The organism is Actinomadura sp. 3N508 (genome assembly GCF_044326375.1).
GTDB lineage: Bacteria > Actinomycetota > Actinomycetes > Streptosporangiales > Streptosporangiaceae > Spirillospora.
On sequence record NZ_JBIRAX010000004.1, the window covers coordinates 306328 to 320456 of the forward strand.

Genomic DNA, 14129 nt, shown 5'->3' on the forward strand with positions numbered 1-14129 from the left:
CCCCCACACCCCCCGGTTCGCTTCGCTCATCGGTGCTCCTTCGCGACGGGCGGGATCAGGATGCCCGGGTTCATGATCCCGGACGGGTCGACCCGGTCCTTGACGGCGCGGAGCACCGCCGCGCCCAGTGGCCCGATCTCCCGCGCGTACGCGTCGCGATGGTCGGTGCCCACCCCGTGATGATGGCTGATCGTGCCGCCCACGTCGATGATCGCCTCCCCGGCGGCCCGCTTGGCCCGCGCCCAGGTCGCGACCGGGTCCTCGCCCTGCGCGGACACCACGGTGAAGTAGAGCGACGCGCCAGACGGGTAGACGTGCGAGATATGACACATCACCAGCGGCGGCGTCCCGGCGTCGGCGAGAGCGTTGGTCAGCGCGGCGCGGACTGCCTTGTAGAGGGCGGGGACGTCCGTCCAGAAGGCGGCGGTCTCCAGCGTCTCGGCGAACGCGCCCGCGTCCAGCAGCGCGTCGCGCAGGTAGGGGGCGTCGAAGCGGCCGTGCTCCCATTTCTCGCCCGGCCCGGCGCCGAGCGGTTCGCCGCCCGCGGCGCGCAGCGCGTCCGCCGCGCCCGCACGGAGTTCGGCGACGCGCTCCAGTGTCCCCTCGAAGCCCAGCACGGCCAGGCATCCGGCGGACGAACCCGAGCCGAGCTCGGACGGGTCGGCCAGCCCGACCATCGTCTCGGTCTCGTCGGAAAGGCGCAGCACGGTGGGCAGCGGGCCGTCCTGGGCGAGCCCGCGCAGCGCGGCGGCGCCCTCCCCGAAGGACGCGAACCGCCAGCCCTCGTACGCCTTCGCCGCCGGGACCGGCCGGATCCGCACGGTCACCGACGTGATCACCCCGAACGCGCCCTCCGACCCGAGGACGAGCTGCCGCAGATCGGGCCCGGCGGCGGACTTCGGCGCCCGGCCGAGCTCCAGGGTGCCCTCCGGCGTCGCGGCGGTCAGCGCGACGACCATGTCGTCGAACCGCCCGTACCCGGCGGACGCCTGCCCGCTGGAGCGCGCCGCCGCGAACCCGCCGATCGACGCCCACTCGTAGGACTGCGGGAAGTGCCCGAGCGTGTACCCGCGCTCCGCCAGCGCCGCCTCGGCGTCGGGCGCGCGCAGGCCGGGTTGCAGGACGGCCGTCCGCGACACCTCGTCGATCGACACGACGGCGTCCATGCGGCGGAGGTCGAGCGCGATGAAGGCGTCCACGTCCCCCGGTGCGAGGCCGCCGACGACCGAGGTTCCGCCGCCGAACGGGACCACCGCGATGCGGTGGTCCGCGCAGGCCCGCAGCACCGCGAGGACCTCGTCGTGCGTGCCGGGCAGGACGACCGCGTCCGGCGCGCCGGAGGTCTCCCCCGCGCGGAGGCGCAGCAGGTCCGTCGTGGACTTGCCGCGCGTGTGCCGGACGCGCGACTCGGTGTCGGCCCGGACGTTGCGGTCGCCGACGATCCCGGCGAGCGCGGCCAGCCCGCCGGCGGTCAGCCGGGGCTCGGGGACCTCGACGTCCGCCAGCGCGACCGGCGGCGCCTCGGCCGGACGGACGCCGAGCAGATCGCGCAGCAGCCCCGCCACCGCCTCCGGCAGCGGCGCGGCCCGGCCCGGGTCGCCCCAGCCGCTCCACAGCATGTCCCGCGTCCGCACCCCGCGCCTCCCCAGGTCATCGAGTTTGTGCTTACACTGTGACACATGACGTCGAATCGTCACAACAGACCCGCCGGGCGGACCGCCGACGACGTGGTGCTCGACGCCGCCCGCGCCTGCGTGCTGGCCGTCGGCGTGCGCCGGACCACGCTCACCGACATCGCCCGCCGCGCGGGCGTGTCGCGGATGACGCTGTACCGCCGCTGGCCGGACGTCCGCACGATCGTCGCCGACCTGATGACCCGCGAGTGGGTCGGGCTCTCGCTGCAGCCGCCCGACGACGGCCGTCCCGTCCGGCCCCGGATGGTGGACGGCCTGGTCACCGGCGTGCGGACGTTTCGCGACCACCCGCTGTTCCGCAAGATCATCGAGGTGGACCCGGAACTGCTGCTGCCCTACATCGTGGACCGCTGCGGCGCCAGCCAGCTGGTGTTCCTGGGCCAGTTCGAGGAGACGCTCAGGGCGGGCCACGCCGACGGGACGATCCGCCGCGACCATCCCGCCCGGCAGGCACGGTCGGTGCTGCTGGTCGTCCAGTCCTATGTGCTGTCCGGGCGGACGGTGATCGACGAGGCGGACGGCGAGCTCGATTCGGACGCCTTCGACGCCGACCTGCACCACGTCCTGGAAAGGATGCTCGCGCCATGAGAACACCGGAACCGGAGCCGCGGACGTCGCTCAACGCCGCGCGCAGGGAGCGCGAGCTCGCCGAACTGCCGGACGAGATCGTGGACGTGCTGGTCGTCGGCCTCGGCGCGACCGGGGCGGGCGCCGCGCTGGACGCCGCGTCCCGGGGCCTGTCGGTCGCCGCGATCGACGCCCACGACCTGGCGTTCGGCACGTCGCGCTGGAGCTCCAAGCTGATCCACGGCGGGCTGCGCTACCTGGCGGCCGGGCAGGTGGACGTGGCGCACGAGAGCGCGGTCGAGCGGGGCGTGCTGATGCGGCACACCGCGCCGCACCTCGTCCGGGCGCTGCCGTTCGTCACGCCGCTGACGCCGCTGGTGCCGCGCACCCGGGCGGCCGCCACCCTGGCCGCCTACCACGCGGGCGACGCGCTGCGGCTCGCCGCGCGCACCCCGCGCTCGGTGCTGCCGGGCCCGCGCCGCCTGTCGGCGGTCGAGACGCTGCGGCTCGCGCCCGCGCTGCGCCCGTACGGGCTGCGCGGCGGGCTGCTGTCGTGGGACGGCCAGCTCGCCGACGACGCGCGGCTGGTCACCGCGATCGCCAGGACCGCCGCCGGGCACGGCGCCCGCGTCCTCACCCGCTGCCGCGCGGTCGCGCTCGCGGGCGACGGCGCGCAGGTCCGCGACGAGCTGACCGGCCGCGAGTTCTCGATCCGGGCGCGCTCGGTGATCAACGCGACCGGGGTCTGGGCGGGCGGCCTGGTGGACGGGGTGCGGCTGCGCCCCTCGCGCGGCACCCACATCGTGGTGCGGGCGGAGACGCTGCGCGGGCTGACCGCCGGGATGCAGGTCGCCGTCCCGGGCACGTCCAGCCGGTTCCTGCTGGTGATGCCGCAGGGCGACGGCCGCGTGTACGTGGGCCTGACCGACGAGCCCGCCGACGGCCCGATCCCGGACGTCCCCGAGCCGACGGACGGCGAGATCGGGTTCCTGCTGGACGTGCTCGGCTCGGCGCTGGACGTTCCCGTCCGCCGCGCGGACCTGATCGGCGCGTTCGCCGGGCTCCGCCCGCTGCTGGACGCCGGCCACGGCAAGGCCACCACCGACATCTCCCGGCGCCATGCCGTGCTGACCTCGCGGGACGGCGTCATCACGATCGTCGGCGGCAAGCTCACCACCTACCGGCGGATGGCGCAGGACGCCGTCGACGCCGCCCTCCGCATCCGCGGCCTGGACGCGGGGCCGAGCCGGACCGCCCGGCTCCCGCTCGCCGGCGCCGCCGCGCGCGACCGGCTCGACGCGCTCGACGCCCCGCGGCGTCTCGTCCAGCGGTACGGGGTCGAGGCGCCGCTGGTGGCCGCGCTCGCCGCGGACGACCCGGCGCTGCTGGAGCCGGTCGTGCCGGGGCTGCCGGTGCTCGGCGTGGAGCTGGCGTGGGCGGTGCGGCACGAGGGCGCCCTCACCGCCGGTGACCTCCTGGACCGCCGCACCAGGATCGGGCTGGTCGCGTCCGACCGGGCCGCCGCGCGCCCCGCCGCGGAGGCGCTGCTGCCCCGGGCCGCCCTGCGCTGATCGTTTACATCCCGGACCCGCTGGTTTCGCGGCGCTGGATTAGGTTAACCTTACCTAATTGAGAGCGGTCAACGGGGGGTACTGTGACGCGCGGCAATGGCTGCGGGCACTGTCCAGGGAGTCATAGCGGCCAGCGGCCGTGCCTGGCCAGCGCCACGGAGAAGGCGGGATCCTGGCTGCTCATCGAGCACCCGGGCCCCTGGCCGGAGCGCGTCGAGGACCTCGCCCGGCCCGCGCCGGTCGCCGAAGCCGTGCGCGCCGCGAAGCGGGCGGGCGTCCGCCCGCAGCTGATCCGCCGGTCCGGACGCCGCCGCGCCACCCCGCCGCTCCAGGTCTACGCCGCCTACTCCCGCGGCGCCGAGGTCTGGGCCGAGGCACGCGAGCTCGCCGACCCCGCCGAGCTGGCCTCGCTCGACCTGGCCGCCCTCGCCGCCGGACGGTCCCCCGGCCTCGGCGAGCGCACGACGGAGCCGATCTTCCTGGTCTGCACGCACGGGCGCCACAACGCCTGCTGCGCCCGCACCGGAGCGCCCCTCGCCCGGACGCTCGCCGCCCGCTTCGACGGCCTCGTCTGGGAGACGACCCACGTCGGCGGCGACCGTTTCGCCGCCAACCTCGTGTGCCTCCCCCACGGGTTCTGCTACGGCAACCTCGGGGAGACCGAGGCGGTGGCGGCGGCGGACGCCTACCTGCGGGGCGAGGTCGTCCTCGACAGGCTGCGCGGGCGCGCCGGGACGCCCGAGCCCGAGCAGGCCGCCGAGCACTTCGTCCGCGCGCACGCGGGCCGGCTGGGGCTGGCCGACGTGACCGGCGTCTCCATCCGCGCGGTCGCGGGAACAACCAGGTACGAGGCCGTCGTTCAGCTACGGGAGAGCCGTTACCACATCGTCGTGGAGGCCGTCCAGCAGTCCGCCCCATGTGGAGCGGACTGCGGGGAGAACCTGAAAACCTACGTTGTTAGGGAACTCACCCTTCTCAACGAGGCGGCCCTCGTGTAATCTTTCTGAGGCCCCATTCGTGGGTCTCCCTGTCGCACGTCCCCAGGTTTCCGGAGTAACCGGACGGGGAACAGAGCGGCAACTCCAGACGTTGGACCATTCGGCGCTTCTGACGCATGTCACCCGAAGCATGTCGAGCGTCCATGTCCTGAATTGTTCAAACCAATCAAGGTGGGTGTTCCATGGCTCAGGTACGTCGGCAGGCAAACCTCCCTCGTCCCAGCTGGGGCTGGCAGGACGCCGCGGCGTGCCGGGGGGAAGACCTCGTCCTCTTCTTCGGTCCCGACGGTGAGCGCCAGCCCGAGCGGGAGATCCGCGAGCGCAAGGCGAAGCAGATCTGCATGGGCTGCCCCGTCCGCACGGAGTGCCTGGACTACGCGGTTTCCAGGCCCGAGAAGTACGGCACGTGGGGCGGTCTCAACGAAGACGAGCGCGCGTCCGAGCGCCGTCGCAGGATGCGCCGCGCCAACGCCGCGTAGTCAGCTGACAAGGCCGGTACGCACCGCCAGAACGCTCCCATCGCGCACCCCGGCACGCCACCGAGAAAACGTCACGGCCCCGCATCGCGGGGCCGTTTGCGTGTCCGCGCCCCGTTCCACTCGAACCGGGCGCGGCGGCTTCGTCACATGTGCGTCACATCTGCGTTACAACGGCCTCGACTTTCCACCGAACCGCGCTTTTACCGCACCGCCTCCCCCGGTGTGGCCATTTCGCAGAAATTCGCCACACCCCTTTTCTGCCGCCCCCGGCCGCACCCCGGCGCTCCGGCGCCACGGACTCGCCCGCGGCCTCCGCCCGCCCCGGGTTCAGCCCGGCCTCAGCCTCGCCCGGCGCCTCAGCCGGTCGTTCCGGCCCCCGCCGCCCGGTCCAGCCAGGCGATCACGTCGTCGTCGGTTAGCTGGTCGAAGTCGCGGTACCACTGGCCGACCGCGCGGAACTCCCACGGCGCCGCCGGGACCACCAGCTCGTCGACCTCGGACTCCAGGTCGTGGACGGTCTCCGCGGCGCCCACCGGCACCGCGAGGACAAGCCGGGACGGCTCCTGCTCGCGCAGCGCCCGGACGGCGGCGCGTGCGGTCCCGCCGGTGGCGAGCCCGTCGTCCACGACGATCACCGGCCGCCCGGACGTCTCCGGCAGCGGCCGCCCGCGCCGGTAGGCCGCCACCCGGCGGTCCAGCTCGGCGCGCTCGGCCGCGACGGTCTCCGCCAGGTCGTCCTCGCGGAGCCCGAGCCGCTCCAGCAGCTCGCCGTCGAACACCGGCGCGCCGCCCTCGGCGATCGCGCCGACCCCGAGCTCCGGCTGCGGCGGGTACCCGATCTTGCGGGTCACCAGGACGTCGAGCGGCGATCCGAGCCGCCGGGCGATCTCATGCCCGACGGGGACGCCGCCCCGTGGCAGCGCGAGCACGGCGGCGCCGTCCAGCCCCAGCGGCACGAGCCGCTCGGCGAGCACCCGGCCCGCCTCGGTGCGGTCGGTGTAGGGGAGCCGGACGGTCTCGGCCTGCCGGACGTCGCCGCGGTCGCGTGCGGGTCTCTTCCAGGACATTCGGCGCACCCCCTTCCGGGGACACCCCTACCCACTCCCGCGTCCGTTACAGGCACGTACACGGCCTTATGCAGGCATATGCCCGCAGCCTCGACGGCGACCGGCTGCTCGTCAGGCGGCGGTGAGCCAGCGCAGCGGGTTGTCGCGCAGGACGGTGTCGAGGGTCGCGTCGTCCGCTCCCGCGGCGCGCAGCGCGGGCAGGAAGGTGTCGAAGAGGTAGCCGAAGCCCCCGCCGCCGTACCGGGTGATCTGCGTCATCCGGGACACGCCGGTGCTCAGCAGCACCCGGGACGCGTGCCCGGCCTCCAGCAGGTCCATCACGCAGCGGACCCGGGCGCCGATCGCCGCGTGGTCGTCCCCGGCGAGGCCGAGCGTCCCGAACGACACGTACGCGCCCGACTCGGCGATCTTGCGGTGCTGGCCGGGGTCGTCCACCCGGTCCTGCTGGCCGACGGCGACGCGTTCCGGCGCCAGGCCGGCGCCCGTGAGGATCTCCAGCTGGGCGAGGCCGGCGCGGCCGTAGGTCGCGACCGACAGGCCCGAGTAGCGGGCGGCGCGGGCGGCGGCGCGCAGGCACAGCTCCTCCGCCTCGGTCGGCGCCTCGCCCCAGGTGCCGATCTCGCCGATGACGCCGGGCAGCGAGTTGGTCCCGTCCATGCCGAAGCCGACCTCGGCGAGGAGCCGCTCGGCCAGCCGCTCGACGCCGGTCCGCCCGTCCGGGCCCTCCGCGTCCCCTGCTTGCAGGGCCTCGCGGACGAACGACGGGTGGAACGGCTCGGTGAACACGCCCGTCCCGGCGACGACCGCGACCCGCGCCCCGGCGCTGATCCGCGCGAGCGCGGCGGCGTTGCGCCCCATCCCCGAGCACGTGAGGTCGACGACGAGGCCGAGCCCGTGGTCGCGGCGCAGGGCGGCGAGCTCCCGCTGGACGGACTTCTCCTCGTCCAGCCACCGGCCCGGGTCGGACTCCACCAGCTGCGGGCGCGCGGGCCACCGCAGGTCCATCTGCAGGTGCTCGTGGGACAGCACCGGCCCGGTGATCTCGGACGTCGGGATCGTTCCGGTCACGGTACGGAGCCTGCCGGAGTCCTGTCGGGGGGTCATGTCACGCGAGGCTACGACATGTTTGACCTTTTCAAGACCCTAGTCGGCCCTGTTTTTACCTTCGGCCACCCCGGTGTCCGAATCTCCGTCCGGCCCTGCCGCGGCTTGCGCGCCGGCGTCTCCATTGGCGGCCTTCGCGGCCTTGGCGGCGAGCTCGGCCCGCGCCCGCGCGGTGACCTCGCTCGGCCACCGCCCGTCGATCTCGGCGTTCAGCGTCGCCCCGATCAGCACCGCGAGCGCCGCGACGTACAGCCAGGCCAGCAGCGCGATCGCGGCGGCGAGCGACCCGTACACCGACACGCCGCTCAGCGAGCCGGTGAGGTAGAGCCGGAGCGTGATGCTGCCGACGATCCAGATCAGCAGCGCCAGCGCCGCGCCCGGCACCGCACGCCACCAGGCCGTCCGCACCGGGACGCTCACGTGGTACAGCGTCGCCAGGAAGACGATCGACAGGGTCACCACGACCGGCCAGTACAGCACCTGGACGGCCTCGGCGCTCTCCGGCAGCGCCTCCCGCGCCAGCGTCGGCCCGGCCACCAGCAGCGGGATGACGATCAGCAGGATCAGCAGGCCGATGAGGTAGAGGAAGAAGGCGCGCAGCCGGGTACGGATCACGCCGCGGATGCCGGACAGCCCGTAGGCGATGGTGATCGTGTCGACGTAGACGTTCGTCGCCCGCGAGCCCGCCCACAGCGAGATCAGGAAGCTGACCGACACGATGTCGGGGCTGCCGCCCCTGATCACGTCGTCGAGCAGCGGCTCGACGGCGGTCTCGACCGCCGGCCCGGTGAGGACCTGCTGGGCGTGCTCGATCACCCAGGTGCGGATGTCGGCGACGGTCTCGGGCCCGATCATGCCGCGCAGGTGCCCCATCGTGCCGATCAGCCCGATGACCAGCGGCGGCAGCGACAGCAACGCGAAGAACGCGGCCTCGGCCGCCAGCCCGGTCACCCGGTAGCGGAACGCCCCCGCCGCGGTGCCCTTGATCAGCTCCCAGCCGACCCGTCCGGACGTCCCCACCGACGCGCGAAGGCGCGAATCGAGCCGCTCACCATCGGTGCCACCGGATTCCGGGCCGTTCCGAGTGTCCGGGGCATCCGGGACATCCGGCGCGTCCTGCTCGGCATCGCGGTCGGAGTCCCCGGCCGGGGAGACGCCCGCGCGGTCGGAGACGGTGGTCACACCGCCCCACCGTAGAGCGTTACGCGCCCGGAACAAGTCGCATCACCCATCCCAGTGATCTGCTCCGCGCATCGCGTCCCGTCCGCCTCCCCTGCCCCCGCATCTCGCAGGGCTGGCTGCCGTTCCCCGCGCATCCCTGTGCACATACCCGATTTGACGGCACAGAACGTCGCCCGGACCAAGATCGTCTCCGGATGGACAGGGCACGGCGGGGGGACGGACAGGGCACCGTCCTCCATCGGTGACAATGGAAGCGTGATCTGCGAGTCGTGCCGAGAGCGCCGCCACGAGGAGTGCCGTGGCGGGTCCTGGTGCGATTGCCAGCACAAGCGGGGCCCGGCGACTCGCGACGGCGGGCCTCCCGAGACCGGCACGGAGACCAGCGACGATGCGGAGCCTCCGGTGAACTGGAGGCGGCAAGGATGACGCATCTCACCCGCCCGCATGCCGGACGTAACTGGACAGCCCGCGAGAGGGCGTGTCAAAGTTCAGGTATGACTGCCGCGGATCCGTTGCTGGCCAAGCGCCGGCACGTCGACTTCCTCCGCGTCCGCAGCGCGATCTGTCGGTGACGCTCCGACCACGCCCCTGCTCAGCCGGGCGCGTGGTGCACCGGCGTCACCTTTCACTCCACCCAGCTCAGTGTCGAGCCGGCTGCCCATGACTGCCGGTGCGCTACGCGTCCCTCACATCACAGATGAGGAACGCGCGCCGTGCCACCCGCGATCAAGCGCAAGAAGGCCGAGGGCCAGTGGGCCCTGGGCTATCACGAACCCCTCAACAAGAACGAAGAGAACAAGAAGAACGACGACGGGCTGAACGTCCGCCGCCGCATCATCGACATCTACTCCAAGACGGGCTTCGACTCGATCGACCCCGCCGACCTGCGCGGCCGGTTCCGCTGGATGGGCCTGTACACCCAGCGCAAGCCGGGCATCGACGGCGGCAGGACCGGCGCGCTGGAGGACGAGGAGCTCGAGGACCGCTACTTCATGATGCGGGTGCGGATCGACGGCGGGCAGCTCAGCGGCCAGCAGCTGCGCACGATCGCCGACATCTCCACCCGGTACGCGCGCGGCACCGCCGACATCACCGACCGGCAGAACGTCCAGCTGCACTGGGTGCGGATCGAGGACGTCCCGGCCATCTGGGAGGCCCTTGAGGCGGTCGGGCTGCACACGATGGAGGCGTGCGGGGACGTGCCCCGCGTCATCATCGGCTGTCCGCTCGCCGGGATCGCGGCCGATGAGATCATCGACGCGACGCCGCAGCTCCGCGACATCCACGACAACTACATCGGCTCCCCCGAGTTCTCGAACCTGCCGCGCAAGTACAAGACGGCGATGTCGGGCTGCACGGCGCACTGCACCGTCCACGAGATCAACGACATCGCCTACGTCGGCGTCGTGAACGAGGCCGGCGAGACCGGGTACCAGGTGTTCGTCGGCGGCGGGCTGTCCACGAACCCGATGTTCGCGCAGAGCCTCGGCGTGTTCGTCAAGCCCGAGCAGGCCACCGAGGTGTGGCACGGCGTCACCTCGATCTTCCGCGACTACGGCTACCGGCGGCTGCGCAGCCGCGCGCGGCTGAAGTTCCTGATGAAGGACTGGGGCGCCGCGAAGTTCCGCGAGGTGCTGGAGAAGGAGTACCTCGGGTACGCGCTGCCGGACGGCCCCGAGCCCGCCGCGCCGCTCCCCCGCCGCGACCACGTCGGCGTCCACCCGCAGCGGGACGGGAACTTCTACGTCGGGTTCGCGCCGCGCGTCGGCCGGGTGAGCGGCGAGATGCTCGGCGTCATCGGCGACCTCGCCGGCCGCTACGGCTCCGGCCGGGTCCGGACGACCAACGAGCAGAAGATCGTCATCCTGGACGTCCCGGAGGGGAACACCGAGGCGCTCGTCGAGGAGCTGGCGAAACACGACCTGCAGGCGCGTCCGTCCACGTTCCGCCGGCAGACGATGGCGTGCACGGGCATCGAGTACTGCAAGCTCGCGATCGTCGACACCAAGCAGCGCTCCATGGACCTGATCGACGAGCTGGAGAAGCGGCTCCCGGACTTCGACCAGCCGCTGACCATCAACGTCAACGGCTGCCCGAACGCGTGCGCCCGGATCCAGGTCGCCGACATCGGCCTGAAGGGCCAGCTCGTCGTGGACGAGAACGGCGACCAGGTCGAGGGCTTCCAGATCCATCTGGGCGGGCGGCTCGGCGCGTCGTTCGGCAAGAAGGTCCGCGGGCTGAAGACCACCTCGGCCGGGCTGACCGACTACGTCGAGCGGGTCGTCCGCAGGTTCGACGAGCAGCGCACCGACGGCGAGACGTTCGCCGACTGGGTGCACCGCGCGGACGAAGCGGACCTCAAATGAGCGAGCGGATGGCGCCGTTCTACTGCCCGTACTGCGGCGAGGAGAGCCTCGAACCCCGCGAAGAGCACGGGTCGTGGTTCTGCCCCGACTGCCTTCGCTCCTTCACATTGAAGTTCCTCGGTGTCGGCGCTCCCCGCACCACGAGCAAGGAGATCCCTCGGTGACTCTTCTGGAGACCGACAGACCAACCCTTGACCTCGAAGACATCGTCGAGTCCGCCGCCACCGCGCTGGAGGGCGCGCCCACGCTGGAGGTCATCCGCTGGGCCGTCGCCACGTTCGGCGACCGCATCTGCCTCACCTCGTCCATGTCGGACGCGGCACTGATCCACCTGGTGTCGAAGGTGAAGCCGGGCATCGACGTGCTGTTCGTCGACACCGGCTACCACTTCGCCGAGACGGTCGGGACCCGGGACGCGGTCGAGGCCGTCTACCCGGTGAACGTCATCAACGTCACGCCGTCCCGGACGGTGGAGGAGCAGGAGGCCGCGCTCGGCCCGCGGCTGTTCGGCCGCAACCCCGACCTGTGCTGCCACCTGCGCAAGGTGGAGCCGCTCGGCCGCGCGCTCGAGGGCTACATGGCGTGGTTCAGCGGCATCCGCCGGGACGAGACCGTGAGCCGCCGCGACCGGAGGGTCGTCGAGTGGGACCGCAAGCGCGGCATGGTCAAGGTGAACCCGATCCTCGACTGGACGCAGGAGGAGATGGACAACTACATCGAGGACAACGGGGTGCTCGTCAACCCGCTGCACTACGACGGCTACCCCTCGATCGGCTGCGCGCCGTGCACCCGTCCGGTCGCGCCCGGCGAGGACCCGCGCAGCGGCCGCTGGGCCGGGATGGGCAAGACCGAATGCGGTATCCACCTGTGAGTCATGACGGCCGGCCGATGGTGGCGGTGGCGCACGGCAGCCGGGATCCCCGCGCCGCCGCGACCGTCGCCGCGCTGCTGGACGCGGTCCGGGCCCGCCGCCCGGACGTGCCCGTGCACGCCTCGTTCCTGGACCACGCGGCGCCCGCGCCCGACCGCGTCCTGGACGGCCTCGCCCGCGACTTTGAGCGGTCGAGCGGAGCTCGTCGATTGATTGGTGGCGGGCGGGGGCTGGAGGACGGTGCGGCGGTCGTGCTGCCGCTGCTGCTCACGGCCGCCTACCACAGCAAGACCGACATCCCGGGCGTGCTGAACCGGGTGCGCGGCCTGCACCCGCGGCTGCGGATCCGCACCGCCGGGACGCTCGGCCCGCACCCGCTGCTCGTGGCCGCGCTGGAGCGCCGCCTCGCCGACGCGGGCGTCGTCGCCGGCGACCCGGACACGGCCGTCGTGCTGGTCTCGGCGGGCTCCAGCGACGCGTCCGCGAACGCCACCATCGCGCGGCTGGCCCGCGAGTGGCGGACGCGCGGCTGGCACGACGTGGTCCCGGCGTACGCGTCGGCGGCGCGGCCCACCCCGGCCGAAGCGGTCGCGGGCCTGCTCGACGCGGGCGCCCCTCGCGTGGCGGTGGCGTCGTACTTCCTGGCCCCGGGCTACTTCGCCGACAAGGTCCGGGCGGAGTCCCTCGCCGCCGGGGCCGCCGCGGTCTCGCCCGTCCTGGGCGCGGCCCCGGAGGTCGCCGATCTGATCGTCCGCCGCTACAACGAGGCGCTGGAGACGGCCCGCACCGCCACCGCCGTCTGACAGGCGTGGGCGGGCCCTGGCGCGCTCACGTCGCGCCAGGGCCCGGCGCTCTCGCGCCGCCGGAGCCCGTGTCAGCCGCCCGGCGGGGGCGTCCCGTCGTCGGACAGGGGCGGACCCGCGAGCACGATCCGCATCACGTCGTCGGGCGCCTCGGTGATCCGGCTCGCGCGGGCGAGGTAGTCGACGACCTCCTGCACCTTGTCGTAGGACGCGGTGGAGCGGCTGTTGTAGAGGGCCCCGGCGAGCTCCTCGTAGTCGTACTGGGTGATCGTGACGCCCTTGCCGAGGACGTAGCAGATGAGCTCGCCGTCGAGCATCCGCCACCAGTCGTCGGCGAGCCCGTCGACCACGGTCCCGTTGTTGCCGAGGGAGACCGCGACCGGCTCGCCGCCGCTCAGGAAGACCGGCACCTGCCGGGTCAGCCGGGTGAGGAACGCCCTGATCCGGCTCCAGGGGAACCGCTTGCCCGACTTGCTCGGCGCGTCCTGGGTCCTGTCCCGGACGGCGTGCACCGCGTCCCTGATGAGCTGGTCGGGCGTCCGGGACTTGTCCTCGACCAGCCGCTCCAGCTCGCGGTAGATGTCCTGCCGCAGTTCCTGGAACGGCCCCATGTTGTTCTGCCTCAGCACGTCCACGCACAGGTGCGAGAGCGAGCGGGGCTCGTGGCCGTTCGGGGAGACGGCCGGGGCGGGCGCCGGGGTGTCCGCGGGGGCGGCGGGGGACGCCGGCGCGAGCCGCGAGTACCCGGCGGCGGTGAGGGCGATCTGCGGGTTGTTGTCCCCGTTCGCGGTGGGGACGACGGCCACCAGGCCACGCTCCTCGGCCAGGGACACCAGCGTGGACATGAACTTCGGGCGGGCCGTGAACGTCCCGACCTGTTTCTGGAATCGCGGGTCGCGCGCGGAGAGGTGCTTGCGCAGGTCGGTCATCCGCGACTGCCCGGACGCCGCGCCTATCGCGTGGACCAGCGTGTTGACGGCGTCCTCGCGCTTCATCCAGCCGTCGTCCCAGTCGAGGCGCTCGCCCCCGGCCGTGGGGGGCGCGAACGTCCCCAGGTGGATGAACTCGACGCCGCCGTGGATGGTGGCGAGCATCTCCGCGACGCTCTTCACGCTGCCGCGAAACGACGCCACCGCGATCGCGACACCGGATTTCTGCGCCTGCCCGACCCGCTCGTGGACGGCGGCCGTGACCGCCGCGTCGTCGACCGTCCCGGGGAGTTCGGTCCATATATGGCCATCGGTGCCGGCGGGCCTGGCCTGGCCCGGCACCACGATGTATTCGGTCTTCGTGGGGGGCGGGCCCTCATGGGCGGCGTTGAACGCCTCCAGAATCGCGCCTTCGGTTCCCGCATGCGCGCGCGTCAGATCAATGAGCCTGTACATCTCGTCCTCCGTTTACGCTGGGGACCTCATCATCGAATGAGT

13 protein-coding genes are annotated in these 14129 nt (G+C 73.1%); 8 read left to right on the forward strand and 5 right to left on the reverse strand.

The genetic code is table 11. The annotated features are described in order from the left end of the window. Positions 1–26: 26 nt before the first annotated feature. Positions 27–1619, reverse strand: coding sequence for an FAD-binding oxidoreductase (locus tag ACH34S_RS16835; RefSeq protein WP_395953973.1), 1593 nt, complete (start codon positions 1617–1619; stop codon positions 27–29). Between the two features lie 60 nt (positions 1620–1679). Between ACH34S_RS16835 and ACH34S_RS16840 the strand changes: the two genes are divergently transcribed. From ACH34S_RS16840 to ACH34S_RS16855, 4 genes are all read left to right on the forward strand, one after another. Next, positions 1680–2282: a TetR/AcrR family transcriptional regulator gene (locus tag ACH34S_RS16840; RefSeq protein WP_395953584.1), complete on the forward strand. Its 603-nt coding sequence runs from the start codon at positions 1680–1682 to the stop codon at positions 2280–2282. Further along, positions 2279–3832 (forward strand): glycerol-3-phosphate dehydrogenase/oxidase, encoded by a 1554-nt coding sequence (locus ACH34S_RS16845; protein WP_395953585.1) that lies wholly within the window; start codon positions 2279–2281, stop codon positions 3830–3832. The genes ACH34S_RS16840 and ACH34S_RS16845 overlap by 4 nt, the downstream gene beginning before the upstream one ends. Positions 3833–3915: 83 nt before the next feature. Then, on the forward strand, positions 3916–4830 hold the full coding sequence (locus tag ACH34S_RS16850) for a sucrase ferredoxin (RefSeq protein ID WP_395953586.1): 915 nt from the start codon (positions 3916–3918) through the stop codon (positions 4828–4830). A 182-nt stretch (positions 4831–5012) separates the two neighbouring features. Further along, on the forward strand, positions 5013–5309 hold the full coding sequence (locus ACH34S_RS16855) for a WhiB family transcriptional regulator (protein ID WP_021600082.1): 297 nt from the start codon (positions 5013–5015) through the stop codon (positions 5307–5309). Positions 5310–5665: 356 nt separating this feature from the next. On the opposite strand, the gene ACH34S_RS16860 is transcribed toward ACH34S_RS16855, so the two are convergent. From ACH34S_RS16860 to ACH34S_RS16870, 3 genes are all read right to left on the reverse strand, one after another. Next, positions 5666–6376: a phosphoribosyltransferase gene (locus tag ACH34S_RS16860; RefSeq protein WP_395953587.1), complete on the reverse strand. Its 711-nt coding sequence runs from the start codon at positions 6374–6376 to the stop codon at positions 5666–5668. A gap of 111 nt (positions 6377–6487) precedes the next feature. Then, positions 6488–7480, reverse strand: coding sequence for a phosphotriesterase (locus ACH34S_RS16865; RefSeq protein WP_395953588.1), 993 nt, complete (start codon positions 7478–7480; stop codon positions 6488–6490). 39 nt (positions 7481–7519) lie between these two features. Further along, positions 7520–8662, reverse strand: a complete 1143-nt coding sequence (locus ACH34S_RS16870) for a YihY/virulence factor BrkB family protein (protein WP_395953589.1) — start codon at positions 8660–8662, stop codon at positions 7520–7522. A gap of 713 nt (positions 8663–9375) precedes the next feature. Between ACH34S_RS16870 and ACH34S_RS16875 the strand changes: the two genes are divergently transcribed. The 4 genes from ACH34S_RS16875 to ACH34S_RS16890 are packed head-to-tail and all read left to right on the forward strand — an operon-like array spanning position 9376 to position 12702. Beyond that, positions 9376–11028, forward strand: coding sequence for a nitrite/sulfite reductase (locus ACH34S_RS16875; protein WP_395953590.1), 1653 nt, complete (start codon positions 9376–9378; stop codon positions 11026–11028). After that, complete coding sequence (locus ACH34S_RS16880; protein WP_395953591.1) at positions 11025–11192, forward strand: Insertion element protein; 168 nt, start codon at positions 11025–11027, stop codon at positions 11190–11192. Before ACH34S_RS16875 ends, ACH34S_RS16880 begins: the two co-directional genes overlap by 4 nt. Then, on the forward strand, positions 11189–11899 hold the full coding sequence (locus ACH34S_RS16885; RefSeq protein WP_395953592.1) for a phosphoadenylyl-sulfate reductase: 711 nt from the start codon (positions 11189–11191) through the stop codon (positions 11897–11899). The genes ACH34S_RS16880 and ACH34S_RS16885 overlap by 4 nt, the downstream gene beginning before the upstream one ends. Then, positions 11881–12702: a sirohydrochlorin chelatase gene (locus tag ACH34S_RS16890; RefSeq protein WP_395953593.1), complete on the forward strand. Its 822-nt coding sequence runs from the start codon at positions 11881–11883 to the stop codon at positions 12700–12702. The genes ACH34S_RS16885 and ACH34S_RS16890 overlap by 19 nt, the downstream gene beginning before the upstream one ends. A 71-nt stretch (positions 12703–12773) precedes the next feature. Here ACH34S_RS16890 and ACH34S_RS16895 read toward each other — a convergent pair whose 3' ends face one another. Continuing rightward, a complete protein-coding gene (locus ACH34S_RS16895) occupies positions 12774–14087 on the reverse strand; it encodes a hypothetical protein (protein ID WP_395953594.1) in 1314 nt (437 codons plus the stop codon). Positions 14088–14129 lie beyond the last annotated feature (42 nt).

Coding starts and splice junctions, on each gene's coding strand:
- ACH34S_RS16835 (WP_395953973.1), bottom strand. CDS start 1,619: ATGCTGTGGAGCGGCTGGGGCGACCCGGGCCGGGCCGCGCCGCTGCCG.
- ACH34S_RS16860 (WP_395953587.1), bottom strand. CDS start 6,376: ATGTCCTGGAAGAGACCCGCACGCGACCGCGGCGACGTCCGGCAGGCC.
- ACH34S_RS16845 (WP_395953585.1), top strand. CDS start 2,279: ATGAGAACACCGGAACCGGAGCCGCGGACGTCGCTCAACGCCGCGCGC.
- ACH34S_RS16840 (WP_395953584.1), top strand. CDS start 1,680: ATGACGTCGAATCGTCACAACAGACCCGCCGGGCGGACCGCCGACGAC.
- ACH34S_RS16895 (WP_395953594.1), bottom strand. CDS start 14,087: ATGTACAGGCTCATTGATCTGACGCGCGCGCATGCGGGAACCGAAGGC.
- ACH34S_RS16855 (WP_021600082.1), top strand. CDS start 5,013: ATGGCTCAGGTACGTCGGCAGGCAAACCTCCCTCGTCCCAGCTGGGGC.
- ACH34S_RS16865 (WP_395953588.1), bottom strand. CDS start 7,480: ATGACCCCCCGACAGGACTCCGGCAGGCTCCGTACCGTGACCGGAACG.
- ACH34S_RS16890 (WP_395953593.1), top strand. CDS start 11,881: ATGCGGTATCCACCTGTGAGTCATGACGGCCGGCCGATGGTGGCGGTG.
- ACH34S_RS16880 (WP_395953591.1), top strand. CDS start 11,025: ATGAGCGAGCGGATGGCGCCGTTCTACTGCCCGTACTGCGGCGAGGAG.